Source organism: Bacteroides uniformis, from assembly GCF_025147485.1.
In the GTDB taxonomy this organism is placed as follows: domain Bacteria; phylum Bacteroidota; class Bacteroidia; order Bacteroidales; family Bacteroidaceae; genus Bacteroides; species Bacteroides uniformis.
Genome location: NZ_CP102263.1, coordinates 1,994,010 through 2,010,999 on the forward strand (window position 1 = coordinate 1,994,010; position 16,990 = coordinate 2,010,999).

15 protein-coding genes and 1 tRNA gene are annotated in these 16,990 nt (G+C 48.8%); 6 read left to right on the forward strand and 10 right to left on the reverse strand.

The window, feature by feature from the left end:
- The first annotated feature begins 5 nt into the window (after nt 1-5).
- A complete protein-coding gene (locus tag NQ510_RS07595) occupies nt 6-395 on the forward strand; it encodes a MerR family transcriptional regulator (protein ID WP_005824060.1) in 390 nt (129 codons plus the stop codon).
- A 17-nt stretch (nt 396-412) separates the two neighbouring features.
- Here the strand turns inward: NQ510_RS07595 and NQ510_RS07600 are convergent, their stop codons facing one another.
- From NQ510_RS07600 to NQ510_RS07630, 7 genes are all read right to left on the reverse strand, one after another.
- Nucleotides 413-2,671 carry a RelA/SpoT family protein gene (locus tag NQ510_RS07600; protein WP_005824059.1) on the reverse strand — a complete coding sequence of 753 codons (2,259 nt, stop codon included), beginning with the start codon at nt 2,669-2,671 and terminating at the stop codon, nt 413-415.
- 76 nt (nt 2,672-2,747) lie between these two features.
- Nucleotides 2,748-4,043: a lytic transglycosylase domain-containing protein gene (locus NQ510_RS07605; protein ID WP_200998832.1), complete on the reverse strand. Its 1,296-nt coding sequence runs from the start codon at nt 4,041-4,043 to the stop codon at nt 2,748-2,750.
- 52 nt (nt 4,044-4,095) lie between these two features.
- Entirely contained in the window at nt 4,096-4,875 is a 780-nt protein-coding gene (locus NQ510_RS07610) for a DUF5683 domain-containing protein (protein WP_005824056.1), read from the reverse strand.
- Entirely contained in the window at nt 4,876-5,760 is an 885-nt protein-coding gene (locus tag NQ510_RS07615) for a ParB/RepB/Spo0J family partition protein (RefSeq protein WP_005824054.1), read from the reverse strand. It lies immediately after the preceding gene.
- Nucleotides 5,761-5,867: 107 nt separating this feature from the next.
- The gene (locus NQ510_RS07620) at nt 5,868-6,638 is read right to left on the reverse strand and encodes a ParA family protein (RefSeq protein WP_005824052.1); all 771 of its coding nucleotides are present in this window, start codon (nt 6,636-6,638) and stop codon (nt 5,868-5,870) included.
- 421 nt (nt 6,639-7,059) lie between these two features.
- A complete protein-coding gene (locus NQ510_RS07625; protein ID WP_005824051.1) occupies nt 7,060-7,533 on the reverse strand; it encodes a DUF456 domain-containing protein in 474 nt (157 codons plus the stop codon).
- Nucleotides 7,534-7,578: 45 nt separating this feature from the next.
- Nucleotides 7,579-9,015 (reverse strand): DUF1080 domain-containing protein, encoded by a 1,437-nt coding sequence (locus NQ510_RS07630; RefSeq protein ID WP_005824049.1) that lies wholly within the window; start codon nt 9,013-9,015, stop codon nt 7,579-7,581.
- Nucleotides 9,016-9,172: 157 nt separating this feature from the next.
- Here NQ510_RS07630 and surE point away from each other — a divergent pair, with 157 nt between their 5' ends.
- The 3 genes from surE to NQ510_RS07645 all read left to right on the forward strand — a co-directional run bounded on the left by surE (nt 9,173) and on the right by NQ510_RS07645 (nt 11,955).
- Complete coding sequence (gene surE, locus NQ510_RS07635; protein WP_005824046.1) at nt 9,173-9,937, forward strand: 5'/3'-nucleotidase SurE; 765 nt, start codon at nt 9,173-9,175, stop codon at nt 9,935-9,937.
- Nucleotides 9,938-9,961: 24 nt separating this feature from the next.
- A complete protein-coding gene (lpxB, locus tag NQ510_RS07640) occupies nt 9,962-11,107 on the forward strand; it encodes a lipid-A-disaccharide synthase (protein WP_005824044.1) in 1,146 nt (381 codons plus the stop codon).
- Nucleotides 11,108-11,205: 98 nt separating this feature from the next.
- Nucleotides 11,206-11,955, forward strand: coding sequence for a NigD1/NigD2 family lipoprotein (locus tag NQ510_RS07645; protein ID WP_034525364.1), 750 nt, complete (start codon nt 11,206-11,208; stop codon nt 11,953-11,955).
- A gap of 117 nt (nt 11,956-12,072) precedes the next feature.
- On the opposite strand, the gene NQ510_RS07650 is transcribed toward NQ510_RS07645, so the two are convergent.
- The 3 genes from NQ510_RS07650 to rsfS are packed head-to-tail and all read right to left on the reverse strand — an operon-like array spanning nt 12,073 to nt 15,286.
- A complete protein-coding gene (locus NQ510_RS07650) occupies nt 12,073-12,915 on the reverse strand; it encodes a phosphatidate cytidylyltransferase (RefSeq protein ID WP_005824038.1) in 843 nt (280 codons plus the stop codon).
- Nucleotides 12,905-14,917, reverse strand: a complete 2,013-nt coding sequence (ftsH, locus tag NQ510_RS07655) for an ATP-dependent zinc metalloprotease FtsH (protein ID WP_005824037.1) — start codon at nt 14,915-14,917, stop codon at nt 12,905-12,907. Before ftsH ends, NQ510_RS07650 begins: the two co-directional genes overlap by 11 nt.
- A gap of 9 nt (nt 14,918-14,926) precedes the next feature.
- Entirely contained in the window at nt 14,927-15,286 is a 360-nt protein-coding gene (gene rsfS / locus NQ510_RS07660) for a ribosome silencing factor (protein ID WP_005824036.1), read from the reverse strand.
- 217 nt (nt 15,287-15,503) lie between these two features.
- On the opposite strand from rsfS, the gene NQ510_RS07665 reads away from it, so the two are divergent.
- Nucleotides 15,504-15,574, forward strand: a tRNA-Gln gene (locus NQ510_RS07665).
- Nucleotides 15,575-15,757: 183 nt separating this feature from the next.
- Nucleotides 15,758-16,936 carry a phosphoribosylaminoimidazolecarboxamide formyltransferase gene (locus NQ510_RS07670; RefSeq protein WP_005824030.1) on the forward strand — a complete coding sequence of 393 codons (1,179 nt, stop codon included), beginning with the start codon at nt 15,758-15,760 and terminating at the stop codon, nt 16,934-16,936.
- The last annotated feature ends 54 nt before the right edge of the window (nt 16,937-16,990 follow it).

Consider the following 16,990-nt stretch of genomic DNA (forward strand, 5'->3'; position numbering starts at 1 on the left):
ACATCATGCTGAATACAGATAAGAATTTAAAGTTATATTACTCCATCAGCGAGGTGGCTGCCATGTTCGATGTCAACGAATCACTGCTCCGTTTCTGGGAAAAGGAGTTTCCGCAACTCAATCCGAAGAAGGGGGGGCGGGGAATACGCCAGTACCGTAAGGAGGACATTGAGACAGTGAAACTTATCTATCATCTGGTGAAGGAGCGCGGAATGACCTTGCCCGGCGCCCGCCAACGGATGAAAGACAATAAAGAAGCTACGATACGCAACTTTGAAATCGTAGATCGCCTGAGAGCTATCCGCGAAGAACTGGTAGGCATGAAACTGGCATTGGATGAGTTTACTTACGAGGATGTGGAGAGCTTGAAGGAAAATATTCAAGGACTGAAGTAGAATAAATACCACTCCGTTTATTCCTCTACTCTCGTCACTTGTTTTATATTCTGTATCTGCTTCAGGTTATTGCAGATAGTGCGCACGTCGTCCACATCGTGTACATAGAGTTGTATCTTTCCTTCGAAGATACCGTCGTTGGTTTCGATGGTCAGTTTACGGATATTCACGTTGAGCTGGCGGGAGATGACTTGAGTTACTTCGTTCAGCAATCCCATGCTGTCTATACCTTTTATATATATGGTGACGAGGAACGACAAATCCTTGTGAGTGTCCCACTCGGTGGCGATGATACGGTTTCCGTAGCTACTCTTAAGGCGGGTGGCAACGGGGCATTGGCGCTTGTGGATGACAACACGGTTTTGCTCGTCGATGTATCCCAGTACGTCGTCACCCGGAATGGGATGGCAACAGTCGGCCATAATATAGTTCTTTGAGATGGTCTCTTCCGTCAGCTTCAGAATCTGCTTAGTGTTGATTTTCTCTTGCGGTGTTTTCTCTTCCGGTTGTTCTTTGGCATCCTTGTTGTCCTTGTTACCGAAGGAGAAGGTCAGGAACTTCTTCCAGTTGCTGTTCTGCTTTTCCTTGAACACGTTCTTGTCGGCATCGCCCAGCACAACCCGTTTGTTGCCGATGGCAACGAGCAGCTCGTCGCGGGTGTGGAAGCCGTGCAGCCTGGTCAGCTTGTCCAGAGCAGCATCATCCATACGTATATCCTCGTTTTTGAAGAATTCGTTCAGTATGGTTTCACCTTCTTTCTGATAGGCTTTCGCCTCTTTGCGCAGGATGGCGGCAATCTTGGCGCGGGCGCGGGCGGTGGTGGCATACACTTCCCACTCCGGCTGCACGCGTTGCGATTTGGAGGTCAATATCTCTACCTGGTCACCGCTTTGCAGTTTGTGGCTTAGGGGAACCAGTTTGTGGTTTACCTTGGCGCCGATGCAGTGGCTGCCGATGTCGGTATGCAAGGAGAAGGCAAAGTCCAGTGCCGTAGAGTTCTGCGGCATGGTCTTGAGGTCGCCTTTCGGGGTGAAGACGAAAATTTCCGATGCAAACAAGTTCAGTTTGATGGTATCGAGAAAATCGATGGCGTCCGGTTGTGGGTCGTCCAGAATTTCCTTGATGGTACGCAACCATTTCTCCAGTTCGCCTTCATCTTCGCTGCCTCCGCCTTCTTTGTATTTCCAGTGGGCGGCAAAGCCTTGTTCGGCAACGTCATTCATGCGTTCACTGCGGATTTGTACTTCAATCCATTGCCCGTTGTTACCCATAAGGGTGACGTGCAGGGCTTGGTAGCCGTTGGCTTTGGGATGGCTCACCCAGTCGCGCAGGCGGTCGGGGTGGGGCTTGTATATCTTGGATATGGAGACGTAAATGTCGAAGCAGTCGTTTAGCTCTTCCTCTATATTGCGGGGCTCGAAGATGATGCGGACAGCAAGCAAATCATAGATTTCCTCGAAGGGGACATGCTTGGTCTGCATTTTGTTCCAGATGGAGTAGATGGACTTTACACGGGCAAGGATACGGTATTTCAGTCCCATTTTGTCCAGTTGCGCCCGTATCGGAGCGGTGAACTCATTGAATACCTTGTCGCGCTCCACGGCGGTGGCTTCCAGTTTCTCTTCTATCTCGTGGTACTCTTCCGGATGTTCGTACTTGAAGCTCAGGTTTTCCAGTTCTGTCTTGATTTTGTACAAGCCGAGGCGGTTGGCGAGCGGGGCATAAATATAGAGTGTTTCGCCTGCAATCTTGAACTGCTTGTTGGGCAGCATGGAGCCGAGTGTACGCATGTTATGCAGACGGTCGGCTATCTTGATGAGGATAACCCGGATATCGTCGGACATGGTGAGCAGCAGCTTCTTGAAGTTCTCTGCCTGCGCCGAGGCACGGTCGCCGAAGATACCGCCGGAAATCTTTGTCAGCCCGTCTACAATCTGGGCGATTTTGGGACCGAAGATGTTTTCAATATCCTCTACGGTGTAGTCGGTGTCCTCCACCACATCATGCAGCAATGCCGAGCATATGGAAGTAGACCCCAGTCCTATCTCATTACAGACAATCTTTGCCACAGCAATGGGGTGCATGATGTAGGGCTCGCCGGAACGACGCTTAATGCCCTTATGCGCCTGGTTGGCAAAGTTGAATGCTTTGGTTATTATTTCGACGCGCTTGCGGTGCTTGGTGGCCAAATAGTCGTTCAACAGTTCTTGGAATGCCTGTTCGATCATTTCCTCTTCGGCTTTTTCCTTTTCCTTCTGACTTATATTTTCTTCCATATACTGCTTTCTCCTTTCTTCACTTCACTTTTTGCAAAAATAAGCAATTTTCAACACCGGGCAAGCGTTTATGTCTTTATTTATAAATCTTCAAGCGCTTTCCTGCGGAGATTCTGGTACTGCGCAATCCATTCCAACTTTTTAACTGATTGACAGTGACGCCGTATTTCCGTGCAATGCTGCCGAGATTCTCGCCACTGCGTATCTTGTGGTAGGTGACATTCCCCGTAGCGGTACTGCCTTTGCTGCTACGTGCCGTCGAGCGTGTATTGGAAACGGCCACGACTCTGCGGTTCTTGAACAGCTCGTTACTGCGGTGGGCATAGATGGTGTCTTGCTTGTCAATGAAGGCACTGATGTAGTTGATGGGGAGGCGTAGCGTCTGCGGCTTGCTCTCTCCGGGGATGATGCTTTTCTTGAATTGGGGATTTAGGCTCTTTATCTGGTCCAGGCTGATGCCGCATAGGTCGGAAATCTGCTCGAAATGAAGGTTACGGCTTACTTGCACCGTATCGGTTGCTTCCGGAATGTCGGTTTCCATGGGGCAGATGTTGTGCTTGCAGTAGTAGGTCATTACGTAGTTGGCGGCAATGAAGGCGGGCACGTAGCCGCGTGTCTCTTTGGGCAGATAGTTGTAGATTTCCCAATAATCGGTTTTCCCTCCCGAGCGGCGGATGGCTTTGTTGATGGTGCCCGGACCGCAGTTGTAGGCGGCAATCACCAGGTTCCAGTCTTTGTAAATGTCATACATGTCCTTCAGGTAGCGTGCTGCCGCCCAGGTCGCCTTTATCGGGTCACGGCGTTCGTCTACGAGGCTGTTGCTTTCCAGTCCGTATATCTTTCCGGTGGCGAGCATAAACTGCCATAGTCCGCAGGCTCCCGCGCGGGATACGGCAGAAGGGTTGAGAGCGGATTCTATGATGGGCAGGTATTTCAGCTCGAGCGGCAGGCCGTAGGCATCCAGCGCTTCTTCGAAGATGGGCATATAGAAGTTGCAGGCGCTCAGCATGAAGGCAACCTGGTTGCGCAGACGTCCGGCATACATGTCGATGAACTTGCGCACAATCTCGTTGTATGGCATTTCCATGACGGTCGGCATGCGCGACAACCGGTCTATGTATACAGAGTCACTGAACATCGGGTTTACGGTAGAGGTGCTGCAGTCTTTTCCCAAGTCTATGTAATTCTTGGCTTTCCAGTCATTGAGCAGGCTGTCCAGCGGATAGGTCATGCTTTTGGGCAGCTCGATGGATTCCTGGCGTTCCGTGCCGTTTTCGCGGATAAGCACTTCCACGCTTTCTTGCGCATGCATGGCCGGAGCGGTGAAGAGGGCGCAAAACAGAAGCGAGGAACCGAGAATAATTCTTTTCATATATATGGCCTTGTGTGTCATTAGGTAATAATTTATGCTTTAATTTTCGTTTCTAGAATCGGAAACTGCATTGCACGCCGACGTTCTTATTAGAGGAACCAGTCATCTGGCTGTTGATTATGGCAGGTTCCACTTTCATGCTGAGGTCGGGGGTGATGTCAAAGTTGGACAGCTCTGCGTCTACGTATGCGTCGACAACGGACAGCAGGTATACACCGATAAAGGCGAAGATGCTCAAGTCGCGGTATCGTCGGAAGGTATCCTTACGCTTCCGTAGTGTCTCCGTCAGCTGGCTTTCGGTATAGTTATAGTTGGGAGGCAGCAGGTCGGTAATGGTACTGGAGTTGAAATTACCATTTACGGCATCCTTGTAGGCGGCCGAATAGTCCTTATACATCTTGCTGTTCCACGTAAGGGCATAGGCACAACCGGCAAATCCTCCATAGAAGATGGGCAGTTTCCAATACTTGCGGTTGTAAATTTGTCCACCGCCGGGAATGACGAGGGCAAGCCAGGTGGCTTTTGTGGGATTAGGTACCCACCTTTTGGGGTCGATGGCCTTTTGCAGACTGTCTGTAGGCACGGGCTGTTCCTTCAGGTCGGGGCTGGCAGTCATTTCCAGCATCTTCCGCTTGTTTTCGGCTGCAAGACTGTCGGCAACAGTGAGGCTGTCCCGGTTCACCACGGTGTTGAGTGTATCGGTCTGATGCCGCTGCGCACGCTTGGAAGCGGCACGTGGACGGTCCTGACCATACATAGCAATCCCTGCCATCTGTAAAAAACAGAGCAGCAGGGCAATGGCTAACTGATATATTCTTCCTTTTTTCCTCATTTATTTCTTCAGCGTATCAAGAATGCCGATGATACGTTCCAATTCTTCTTCGTTATTGAACGGGATACTGATTTTACCTTTTCCTTTCTCCGAGCAGGTTAGCTGCACCTTGGTACTGAAAAAGCCCGAGAGCTGTTGTTTCAGCATATTGAATTCTTCGGGCAGTTTGGCGCGCTTGGGGGCAATCTTACGACCACCGCTCTTCACGCTTTCGCCTTCACTCAGTGACTTTACGATTTCTTCCACTTTGCGTACGGAATACCCGTGCTCCAGGATTTCTTCGAAAATCTTCACTTGCAGTTTGGGATCGCCAAGCGTTACCAAAGCGCGGGCATGTCCCATGTCTATCTGCTTGTTCTGCAGTCCCATCTGGACGGGGGCGGGCAGTTTGAGCAGGCGCAGGTAGTTGGCAATGGTGGTACGCTTCTTACCTACGCGTTCGCTGAGGCGTTCCTGCGTCAGTCCGTATTGTTCCAACAGATGCTGGTAAGCGAGGGCTATTTCTACGGAGTTCAAGTCTTCGCGCTGTATGTTTTCGATGAGCGCCATTTCCATGACGTTCTCGTCATCTGCAGTGCGGATATAGGCAGGGATGCTTGTCAGTCCGGCAAGCTGCGAAGCACGGAAACGACGCTCGCCGGCGATAATCTGGTATTCGTCGTCGCTAAGCTTGCGCAGGGTGATGGGCTGTATGATGCCGATTTCGGAGATGGAATCGGCTAACTCCTGCAACGCAACCGGATCGAATTCATGACGGGGCTGGTTGGGATTGACCGTAATCTTCGACAGCTCTATCTCATTGATAGAGGAGGAGCCTTCGGTCTTTACTTCATCCATGGAGAAGAGGGCGTCCAGCCCGCGTCCTAATGCATTTCTTTGTGCCATCTGTTTATTTACTATTTGACGATTTACAATTTAACCATACGGGATGATTTGTTTGTGCATTGTAAATATGGTATTTATCACTAATCATTAATCACTAACCACTATAATCACTTCTTTTCGTTTCTGCTTATCAATTCCTTGGCAAGTGCCATGTGGTTTTTGGCTCCGGTTGAGTCTGCGTCATAGAGAATGGTGGGCAGGCCGTAGCTGGGAGCTTCGCTCAGTTTCACATTGCGCTGGATGACGGTGTTGAATACCAATTCCTGGAAGTGGCGTTTCACTTCATCGTAAATCTGGTTGGCCTGGCGCAGACGCGAGTCGTACATCGTCAGCAGGAAGCCTTCGATTTCGAGGGCAGGGTTCAGCTTGGACTTGATGATTTTAATGGTATTCAGCAATTTGCTGATGCCTTCCAGTGCAAAATATTCCGCTTGTACGGGGATGATTACCGAATCGGCGGCAGTCAGTGCGTTGACCGTAATCAGACCCAAAGACGGGGAACAGTCTATCAAGATATAATCAAACTCATTCTTCAGCGGAGCGAGTACTTCTTTCAGTATCTTTTCGCGGTTTTTCAGATTGAGCATCTCTATTTCGGCACCTACCAGATTGATGTGGGAGGAGATTACCTTCAGTGTGTCTATCTCCGTGTCATGAAGGGCCTCGCGTACGTCTACACGGTCAATAATGCACTCGTAGATGGTACATTCCGACTGCTTGATGTCCACACCCAATCCTGAGGAGGCATTGGCCTGCGGGTCGGCATCTACAACGAGCACTTTCTTTTCAAGCGTGGCGAGTGAGGCTGCGAGGTTGATTGTCGTCGTAGTCTTGCCTACACCACCCTTTTGGTTAGCCATAGCAATTATTTTTCCCATAATCTCAATATTTATTGGCAGCGAAATAAGTGATAATTCCGGATAGCGCCTACAAATTTGGAGAAAGATTGCAAAAACGGTTGATAAGTCGGCTGTTTTGTTAATAACTCACAGACGTTTACCGCTGTTTTTCTTCTTGTAAATTGCGCGTAAAGCGTTCTTTCTCTGTTTAGTGGGCAAATATACGTATTTATCTTGAAATGAAGCTGATTTTTTGTCTCGCTTGCAGAAGATTAAGATTTGTAAACCAATGGAAGACATTGGCTTGGACTATTCTCTCTACTTGCATGAGATGTACATCTCGTGTTGTTTGAAACGTGCATCTCATGTTGCTCGAGATGTACATCTCATGCAGATGGACTACCGTGTGGAAGATGGTCGGGGGATAAGTTGTTCCCGGGCGGAAGGAAAGGGGCTGGTGTCAGACCAAGGCTTTGACGAACTCCCAGCAGAAGTACGCACACATCACACATTTCACTACTGTGCCCAGCAAGAATCCAAGCAGCGAGCCCAGCCCCGATTTCAAGGCCTGGTCTGTCTTGCTGCCTCCCATCAGTTCGCCGGCAAAGGCTCCGAGAAAGGGGCCGAGGATGATGCCCCAAGGCATGAAGAACAACCCTACGATGGTGCCTATGAGGCAGCCGCGCGTTCCCCACCGACTGCCTCCGCTGTATTTGCTGCCCAGCATCGGGACGAAATAATCCAGTATCTGTACAAGGACGACTGCTGCCAGCCATAAAAGTAACTGCGTGGTGGAAAACTGCGCCTTGTCCGTGAAATGTAGAAGCAACAAGCCTGCATAGGCTACGGGCGGTCCCGGAATCATAGGCAGGATGCAACCTGCCAATCCGACAATCAGGCAGAGGATGCCCAAGATGATGAGAAGAATGTCCATAGGTGTATCGTTTCTGTTGGTGAAGATGACAGCGGTTGTTCCCTGCTACTCGAATCGGTTGTATATGACAATGGGGCGGGAGCGGCGTGTGCTCATCGGCGGGAACCATATATCGTCGGCTGTGAGGCCGCATTGCTTGATGGCTTCGGCGCAGTATTCCAGTCGTCCGAAGTCGGCATCGACATTGTTTGTACCGAATGTGAATTTGATTCCACGTGCTTTGGCGCGACGGATAATCTCGAAACTGGGAATCCGGTAGCGTGCATTGATTTCCAGAGCGATTCCATGTTGTTGCAATACATCCAATACGCGTTCAATGCGTCCGTCCGTCCAGTACTTGTCGTAATCATGCGCCATAGTATCGGGCAAGAAGGTAGGGTTGGCATAAATGTCGGCAGGCTCGTTGGTCAGAATCAGGACTGTTTGGTCGACAAGGTGGTCCATATACTGTTCAAGCGTAATGTCATCAAAGAGTGCTTCTTCGGCCCGGTAGATGCGCGAGTTACGTCCCTTGTGGTCTATGATGGTCATGGCGTCGGTAAACAGGTAATCGAAAATCCCCAAGGCTTCCTGCGAGAAAGTTGCCGTCCATTTGCGTCCCTCACCTTGTACACCGCACAGGAATGGCATCCCTTTTACTTCATTAAAATAGTCGTACACTTCTTTGTCATCGGCCAGCATACGTCCTACGCCTCCTTCTCCGGCATTGGGGGCGACACCATAGTTGATACCGTAATTCATGGACATGGCGTGTGCCATTTCCTTCGTCAGCCCTCCTTTCAAGTGAACGTGATAGTCTATAACTGGGAAATCGTGCTGCTGTAGCCTGATTATCTCATCCGTGCGCTCGTCTACCGGAGCAAGCGTGTCGGCTTCGTTGCGTGCTTCCTTGGCAAGCCGTTCGATGGCGAGATTCCGGAATGACACTTCGCCGTGTATGCCTTGCAGGGCAATGGAACCTTGACTCAGCAGTTGCCGGGCGTGCTCCTCTGTGCGATATGGGTGTCCGGGTTCGGTATAGCAAACAACTTCGGTTCCGTTAATGCAGACAATGATGTTTTGTCCGCGTACGGTTATCTCGAAGTCAAACCATTCTCCATCTTTTGCGAGTGAGCGATAGAGGTTGCGCACCGAGGCGAGTGAGCCGCTCTTGCGTGTGCCGTCGATGTCTCCGTTACGGAATATCACTTCATAACCGGACTCGCCGTCCGTATGAAAGAGGAGGCCTGCTTCGGAGCCGGGTTGTGTGAGGGCTTCTCCGGTGAGCCGGAAATTTTGGTATTCTTTGTCGTTGAAGAGCTTCCGGCCTTCTGCAATGACCGGGTCTGCCGTGTGAAGCGTAGATGTCCCGTCATTCCATTGGTCAAGTGGCTCGGGAGAACTGCTCCTGCCACAGCTTGTCAGGGTTGTTAGAAACAGAATAATTGCGGCAGCTGCCGTCTCGATGCGTGCAGCAATGGTAGAATGGCAAAAAGTGTTCATTATAGCATGGATTTTATGAATGATTATATTCCAACTATTGTCGGTACAAAGTTAGCCTTTTCTGAAAATATCTTTGAATACAAAAGAATTATTATCTTTGTAGTATTCTGTTTAAAGCCTTTTTAGCTACTTTTGCACGATAATAAAAAAGAAAGTTATGGAAAATCAGAGACCTTTGATATTGATTTCCAATGATGACGGCATCATTGCGAAAGGTATTAGCGAGTTAATCAAATTCCTCCGTCCGCTGGGCGAGATTGTGGTAATGGCGCCGGATGCACCCCGCTCTGGAAGTGCGTGTGCGCTGACTGTAACGGAACCTATCCACTACCAGTTGGTCCGTAAGGATGTTGGGCTGACGGTATACAAGTGTTCCGGTACGCCGACCGATTGTGTGAAGCTGGCTTTTCATACGGTGCTCGACCGCAAGCCCGACTTGGTGGTAGGCGGCATCAACCACGGCGACAATTCTTCTGTAAACCTGCATTATTCCGGTACGATGGGCGTTGTGATAGAGGGATGCCTGAAAGGAGTGCCTTCCATCGGATTCTCCCTTTGCAACCATGAGCCGAACGCTGATTTTGAACCTGCAGGTCCTTACATCCGCGAGATAGCCCGGCTGGTATTGGAGAAAGGACTCCCTCCGTTGACATGCCTCAATGTCAACTTCCCCGATACCAAAGAATTGAAGGGTGTGAAGATTTGCGAACAAACCAAGGGGCAATGGACCAATGAATGGGAAAACTTTGCCCATAGAGGAGATGCCCATTACTACTGGCTGACCGGCGAGTTTGAGAACAACGATGCCGAAAATGAGAAGAATGACCATTGGGCGCTTGATAACGGTTATGTGGCAATCACCCCGACCACGGTGGATGCAACGGCATACGGCTTGATTGATGAACTGAAAGCATGGTTCTGAATTAATTGACAATTATCAATTGATATGAAGTATTACTTGATTGTCGGTGAAGCTTCCGGCGACCTGCATGCCTCCCATCTGATGGCTGCATTGAAGGAGGAGGACTCGCAAGCGGAGTTCCGTTTCTTCGGAGGCGACCTCATGGCTGCAGTGGGCGGTGTGATGGTGAAGCATTACAAAGAGTTGGCGTATATGGGGTTCATTCCCGTATTGCTGCATCTGCGCACCATCTTTGCCAATATGAAGCGCTGCAAGGAGGATATTGTTGCGTGGCAGCCGGATGTGCTGATTTTGGTGGACTATCCGGGCTTTAATCTGGATATAGCCAAGTTTGTCCATGCCAACACAAGGATTCCTGTCTTTTATTATATTTCTCCCAAGATTTGGGCATGGAAGGAATACCGCATCAAGAATATTAAACGGGATGTGGATGAGCTGTTCTCCATCCTACCGTTCGAGGTGGAATTTTTTGAAGGGAAGCACGGGTATCCGATACATTATGTCGGCAATCCGACAGTGGATGAAGTGACGGCTTTTCTTGCTTCCAGCTCAGAGACATTCGACGACTTTGTCCGGGCAAACGGACTTTCGGCCAAACCCGTTATTGCTCTGCTGGCTGGTAGCCGCAAGCAGGAAATCAAGGACAATCTGCCCGACATGCTTCGTGCGGCAGCTTCTTTTCCCGATTATCAACTGGTGCTGGCCGGTGCTCCGGGTATTTCCCCCGAGTATTACAAACGTTATGTGGGTGGGGTGGACGTGAAGATTATCTTCAACAAGACATTCCCTTTGTTGAGGCAGGCAGAGGCTGCACTGGTCACTTCGGGGACGGCAACGCTGGAAACAGCTCTGTTTCGTGTGCCGCAAGCGGTATGTTACCATACTCCGATAGGGAAGGTTATCGCTTTCCTGAAACGGCATATACTGAAAGTGAAGTACATTTCCCTGGTCAATCTCATAGCCAACCGGGAGGTGGTGAAAGAGCTGGTTGCAGATACCATGACGGTAGAGCAGGTACGCTCGGAGCTGAACCGCATTTTGTACGATAAGGAATACCGCCGTCAGATGCTCGAGGGATATGAGTATATGGCATCCTGTCTGGGAGAGGCAGGGGCACCCAAACATGCTGCCCGCGAGATGGTGGCATTACTGAGGAGGAGGGAAGAATAATCGAAAAATTAAGAATTTGTTAAAATGGGAAAAGCCGGTGCAGTAAATGCCCGGCTTTTGTATTTTCTATACAGAAACAAATGAAAAGGACTTTGATTATGAAAAAGCTACATTGGTTATTTATGGCAATATGTTTGGCAGTGATGCCCGCTTTGCAATCATGTGATGATAACGACGGATATTCTTTGGGTGATTTTACCCCGCCTTTGTGGGCCACTGTGCGTGTTACGGGAAATGCCTTTTATTTAAACTGCGATGTTTGGGGGACGCTCTGGCCGGTGAATACGGACATAGGGTGGTATGATGCCGTGGATGGGCAGCGTGTGATTACCGTGTTCAATCCTTTGTGGGACGACTATGCAGGATATGATCATGCTGTGAAGCTGCTGCGTCTGCAGAACGTTTTGACGAAAGAGGTGGAGACGCTGACTCCCGAAACCGAAGAGGAATTCGGTAATGACCCCGTGCGTATATATAAAGGTGATATTACCATCAGTGGTGGCTATATGAACATTTTTTTCATGCAGAACCTGCCATCTTCGACTGATAATAAACACCGTATCAGCCTGGTGCGTCCGCAAGAAGATGATACTTTGTATGGCGAAGATGGATACGTCCATTTGGAACTCCGCTATAACGACTATGATGACCTGACGGGACGTCGTAGTCCTGGTGCTGTCTCCTATAACTTGAACAGTCTGGACATCCCCTCTGAAACCAAAGGCATCAAGTTGAAACTCAATTCAGAAGAGAATGGAGAGGTGGAAGTAACCTTTGATTTGAAAACTGTGGGGAGTAATGAAAAGCTGACTACTAATGTGGATTTGTCCAATATGCAGTTGAAGTAAGAAAGAGTTTGCGAGAGTATATAGTTAGAAAGAGCACCCGTGATTTTGATGTCATTCATCTTGCCCGGGTGCTCTTTTTATATCTGTTTTATGTAAGTTTGGTCATGTGAGCCGTCGTTAGAACATCGTCAAGGCATATAGATAAACAACTGCTGCAGGAATTGCCATCAGGGCACTGTCGAAACGGTCGAGCATCCCTCCATGCCCCGGCAGAATGTTACCGGAATCCTTGATGCCCAATTGGCGTTTCATGAGTGATTCGGTCAGATCGCCCCAAGTGCCGAAAATGACGACAACGATTGCCAGACCTACCCATTGCCATCCTGGCATAAAAGGAAAGAAATGTGCAAAGCCAAGAGAGGAAGCGATGGAGAATATTCCGCCGCCGATGCTGCCCTCCCAGGATTTTTTAGGTGAGATACGTTCGAACAGACGGTGTTTGCCTATCAGCGAACCTACGCAATAGGCACCTGTATCGCTCAACCAGATAAATACGAAAATGGAAAGCGGTAGAATAGGGTTGTAGGTCACACTGCTCGTTTCCGGGGAATTCTGAAAAGCAAGTACGTTCAGCAGGGCAAAGGGGAGTGCCACGTACAATTGGCTTAGCATGGAGTAGGCCCAGTTACCCGTCGGATTCTTTTTCTTGAGGTAAAGTTCCGTAATCATCATGTAGAGCAATAGTCCCAAATAAGGAAGGAATACTCGTGCTCCTACAGACTGCTGGGTACAGAAACTCATCAATGCAAGGAAAAGGTAGGCTCCCCCCAATGCAGTGATGGTCTTGTTTATGCTTACTTCGCCGCTCTTGCTGACTAATTGGGCAAACTCATGTACGCTCAGTGCGCTGATAATGGTGAACAGTATACCGAACGAAAGGGGGCTGTAAAGAATACAGCCCACCAATACTATGACGAATAACACGCCGGTAACGGCACGTTGGATAAAGTTATTTTTCATGCTTTTCTTCTTCCTTAACTTCCTTTTCTGCTTCTATGGCTTTTTGCTCTTCTTCTTGCTCCGCTTTTTTCAGCTCGGCAGCAGTCTTGTTTGCACTGATTTCTTCCGAACGGGAAGCCCATGGACGTTTCCCAAAGATGTGTTCAACGTCTTCGGCAAAGATTACTTCTTTGTCAATCAGCAGTTGTGCCAGCCGGTTGTGCCCTTCTTGGTTTTCGGACAATATTTTCTTGGCACGTTCGTACTGTTCATTAACCATCTGCTTCACTTCTTCGTCAATCAATTCCGCAGTCTTTTCGCTATACGGGCGGTTGAAGGAATATTCCTCATTATTATAATAGCAGAGGTTGGGTAGTTTTTCGCTCATACCCAGATAGGCAATCATACCGTACGCCTGCTTTGTCACGCGTTCCAAGTCATTCATGGCTCCGGTGGATATTCTACCTAAGAATAGGTCTTCGGCGGCACGTCCTCCCAAGGTGGCACACATCTCATCGAGCATCTGTTCCTTAGTGGTGATTTGCCGTTCTTCCGGCAGATACCAAGCCGCGCCCAAAGCGCGTCCACGGGGTACAATGGTTACTTTAATCAGCGGATTGGCGTATTCCAGTAACCAGGAGATGCTGGCATGGCCGGCTTCGTGTATGGCAATGGAACGACGTTCGGCCTCGGTAGTGATTTTGGTTTTCTTTTCCAATCCACCCACGATGCGGTCTACGGCATCCAGGAAGTCTTGCTTTCCGACGAACTTCTTGCCGTGGCGGGCGGCTATCAGGGCTGCTTCGTTACATACATTGGCAATGTCTGCCCCCGAGAATCCGGGAGTCTGGCGTGCCAGAAGGTCTACATCCACACTATTGTCTATCTTGATGGGGCGCAGGTGTACACCGAATACTTCCTTACGCTCATTAAGGTCGGGTAGGTCTACATGTATCTGGCGGTCAAAACGTCCGGCGCGCAGCAATGCCTTATCCAAAACGTCCACACGGTTGGTGGCGGCTAAGATGATAACACCACTATTGGAGCCGAAACCGTCCATCTCGGTCAGTAACTGGTTCAATGTGTTCTCGCGCTCGTCGTTGCCACCCATAGCGGCTGCTTTGGCACGGGCACGCCCTACAGCGTCAATCTCGTCGATGAACACGATACAAGGCGCTTTTTCCTTTGCTTGGCGGAACAAATCGCGGACACGGGAAGCTCCCACGCCGACAAACATTTCCACAAAGTCGGAACCTGCCAAAGAGAAGAAAGGTACGTTGGCTTCTCCGGCCACGGCCTTTGCAAGCAGGGTTTTTCCGGTTCCCGGAGGGCCTACCAGCAAGGCGCCCTTGGGTATCTTACCTCCCAAATCGGTATATTTCTGGGGCTCTTTCAAGAACTCGACAATTTCTTCTACCTCTTGCTTGGCTTCAGCAAGTCCTGCCACATCCTTGAATGTAATCTTGATGGGGGAACCTTTTTCAAACAATTGGGCCTTGGACTTTCCTACGCTGAAGATGCCTCCACCTCCGCCCATGCCTCCACCACCGCTCATGCGGCGGGACATGAAAATCCAGAAACCGATAAGGAATGCAAAGGGGAGAATCTGCCACAAAATGGCACCGAAGTAGTTCCGCTTTTTTTCGTAGTTAATGGAGCCGTCAAAGTGGGCGTCGTCTCTTTCCTTTTGCAGGAAATTACCTAGGCTCTCGCGTGAGGGGGCCTCGGTCGTAATAAGCGGATTCTTGCCTACGCGGCTGGAGTCCTGACGAAATACGTTTCCTACGTGCTGGGGTTTGACGTATGCTTCGACGGAATTGTCGTCGTAGCCGATGACTTTGCTTATATAACCGTCTCGTACATATTGCTGGAATTCATCATAAGAGATGTTTTTAGTTGCCGTACCACTTTCATTGGTCAGGTACAACCCCAGCAACATCATCGCTATAATCATATACAGCCAGTTCAGGTTGAACTTGGGCATATTCACTTTATTGGGTTTCTTGTTGGTATTATTGTCCATACGTTTTGATTAATCGAGGTCAGGAATTTGAGTTAATTTGGCGTCTGCCCATAGGTGCTCCAGATTGTAGAATTCCCTTGTTTCAGGCAGGAAGACATGCACCAATATGTCCGAGTAGTCCATAGCTACCCATTCGGCATTGCGCAGCCCGTCTACGGCAAAGGGCTTGGTATCGGCACCCTTGCGTGTGAAGTCCCTGATGGATTCTACAATGGCTGTCACTTGGCTGGGAGAGTTTCCTTGGCAGATGACGAAATAATTGCATATTGTATCGTCGATTTTTGTCAGATCTGCGATGACGATTTTTTTTCCTTTTTTATCTTGAATACCTTCTGTTATCTGTTGAATCAGTTTCTTCGTTTCGTTCATTATACATTATTATATTAAAACAGTTGACAAATATACGTTGATTTCTCATATCAAACACGCAAAAGAGGAAAACTCTTTCAATTTTTGATTTTTTTTAGTTATATAATCCTTTGGATTACGGTATCTTATCAGTTTTTTGCGAAAAAAATACTCGTTTTTGTTTTGATTTATAGAAATCTTTGTATCTTTGCAACCGCAAAACGGAAATAATAACAATTGGGCTATGGTGTAATGGTAACACTACAGATTCTGGTCCTGTCATTCCTGGTTCGAATCCAGGTAGCCCAACGAACTTACCTTATTTAAGTCAAAAAACCACTAAAATCGCAAGTTTTAGTGGTTTTTTTGTTGCTTTTCGACCATGTACGAAAATTTCAGTGTAGGTATTCGGTGGCAAATTCAGTGACAAGGCTTCTGTAAGCCGGAAATATTCTGTAAATTTGTAGCATTTCAACATTAAAGCAGAATTTTATGGCAAAAGAATTAGCACTGAAGTACGGCTGTAACCCTAACCAGAAGCCGGCTCGCATTTTCATGCAGGAGGGGGAGTTACCTATTGAGGTTTTGAATGGACGTCCGGGGTATATTAATTTTATGGATGCCTTGAATGGATGGCAGTTGGTAAAGGAACTGAAAGAGGCGACCGGTATGCCTGCTGCAACTTCATTCAAGCACGTCAGTCCGGCGGGTGCCGCCATCGGCTTGGAACTCAACGAGACAATGAAGAAGATTTATTTTGTGGATAATCTTCCGCTCTCTCCGCTTGCTTGCGCATATGTGCGTGCCCGCGGTGCCGACCGTATGTCTTCCTATGGTGACTTTATCGCTTTGAGTGATGTGTGCGACGAGGCTACTGCACGTTTTATTAACCGCGAGGTCTCGGATGGCGTTATTGCTCCGGGGTATACGGACGAAGCACTGGCTATCTTGAGGGAAAAGCGTAAAGGAACTTACAATGTGATTCAGATAAGTCCCGGCTATAAGCCTGCCCCGATTGAACATAAGGATGTCTTTGGTATCACGTTTGAGCAGGGACGTAATGAGATAAAGCTGAATGGAGATGAACTCTTTGCGAATATTCCTACTCGGAATAAGAATTTCCCGGAAGCAGCGAAACGTGATTTGATGATAGCCCTTATCACTTTGAAATATACGCAGTCGAATTCTGTATGCTATGTGAAGGACGGTCAGGCTATCGGTATTGGTGCCGGCCAGCAGAGCCGTATCCACTGTACTCGCTTGGCGGGCAACAAGGCCGACATTTGGTATTTACGCCAGCATCCGAAGGTGTTGAATTTGCCATGGGTAGAGAAAATCCGCCGTGCCGACCGTGATAATACGATTGATGTCTATATCAGTGAAGACCATGACGATGTGCTGGCTAACGGTGTTTGGCAGCAGTTCTTTACGGAGAAACCTGAAGTGCTGACCCGTGAAGAAAAACGGGCTTGGTTGGATACATTGAAAGGTGTTTCTTTGGGTTCGGATGCATTCTTCCCTTTTGGAGACAATATTGAGCGTGCCCATAAGAGTGGAGTAGATTACATTGCCCAAGCGGGTGGTTCTGTACGCGATGACCATGTGATTGAAACTTGCGATAAATATGGCATTGCCATGTCGTTCACGGGTATCCGTCTGTTCCATCATTGATAAGGTGTATAAAAAGTAGACCCGCCCCCACGGCTGCATAGCTGTAGGGGCGGG

Excerpts from the sequence above, each read along its gene's own strand:
- NQ510_RS07595 (WP_005824060.1), top strand. The coding sequence starts at position 6 with ATGCTGAATACAGATAAGAATTTAAAGTTATATTACTCCATCAGCGAG.
- NQ510_RS07620 (WP_005824052.1), bottom strand. The coding sequence starts at position 6,638 with ATGGGAAAAATAATTGCTATGGCTAACCAAAAGGGTGGTGTAGGCAAG.
- NQ510_RS07605 (WP_200998832.1), bottom strand. The coding sequence starts at position 4,043 with ATGAAAAGAATTATTCTCGGTTCCTCGCTTCTGTTTTGCGCCCTCTTC.
- NQ510_RS07615 (WP_005824054.1), bottom strand. The coding sequence starts at position 5,760 with ATGGCACAAAGAAATGCATTAGGACGCGGGCTGGACGCCCTCTTCTCC.
- surE (WP_005824046.1), top strand. The coding sequence starts at position 9,173 with ATGGAAAATCAGAGACCTTTGATATTGATTTCCAATGATGACGGCATC.
- NQ510_RS07670 (WP_005824030.1), top strand. The coding sequence starts at position 15,758 with ATGGCAAAAGAATTAGCACTGAAGTACGGCTGTAACCCTAACCAGAAG.
- NQ510_RS07610 (WP_005824056.1), bottom strand. The coding sequence starts at position 4,875 with ATGAGGAAAAAAGGAAGAATATATCAGTTAGCCATTGCCCTGCTGCTC.
- NQ510_RS07650 (WP_005824038.1), bottom strand. The coding sequence starts at position 12,915 with ATGAAAAATAACTTTATCCAACGTGCCGTTACCGGCGTGTTATTCGTC.
- ftsH (WP_005824037.1), bottom strand. The coding sequence starts at position 14,917 with ATGGACAATAATACCAACAAGAAACCCAATAAAGTGAATATGCCCAAG.
- NQ510_RS07600 (WP_005824059.1), bottom strand. The coding sequence starts at position 2,671 with ATGGAAGAAAATATAAGTCAGAAGGAAAAGGAAAAAGCCGAAGAGGAA.
- rsfS (WP_005824036.1), bottom strand. The coding sequence starts at position 15,286 with ATGAACGAAACGAAGAAACTGATTCAACAGATAACAGAAGGTATTCAA.
- NQ510_RS07630 (WP_005824049.1), bottom strand. The coding sequence starts at position 9,015 with ATGAACACTTTTTGCCATTCTACCATTGCTGCACGCATCGAGACGGCA.
- NQ510_RS07645 (WP_034525364.1), top strand. The coding sequence starts at position 11,206 with ATGAAAAAGCTACATTGGTTATTTATGGCAATATGTTTGGCAGTGATG.
- lpxB (WP_005824044.1), top strand. The coding sequence starts at position 9,962 with ATGAAGTATTACTTGATTGTCGGTGAAGCTTCCGGCGACCTGCATGCC.
- NQ510_RS07625 (WP_005824051.1), bottom strand. The coding sequence starts at position 7,533 with ATGGACATTCTTCTCATCATCTTGGGCATCCTCTGCCTGATTGTCGGA.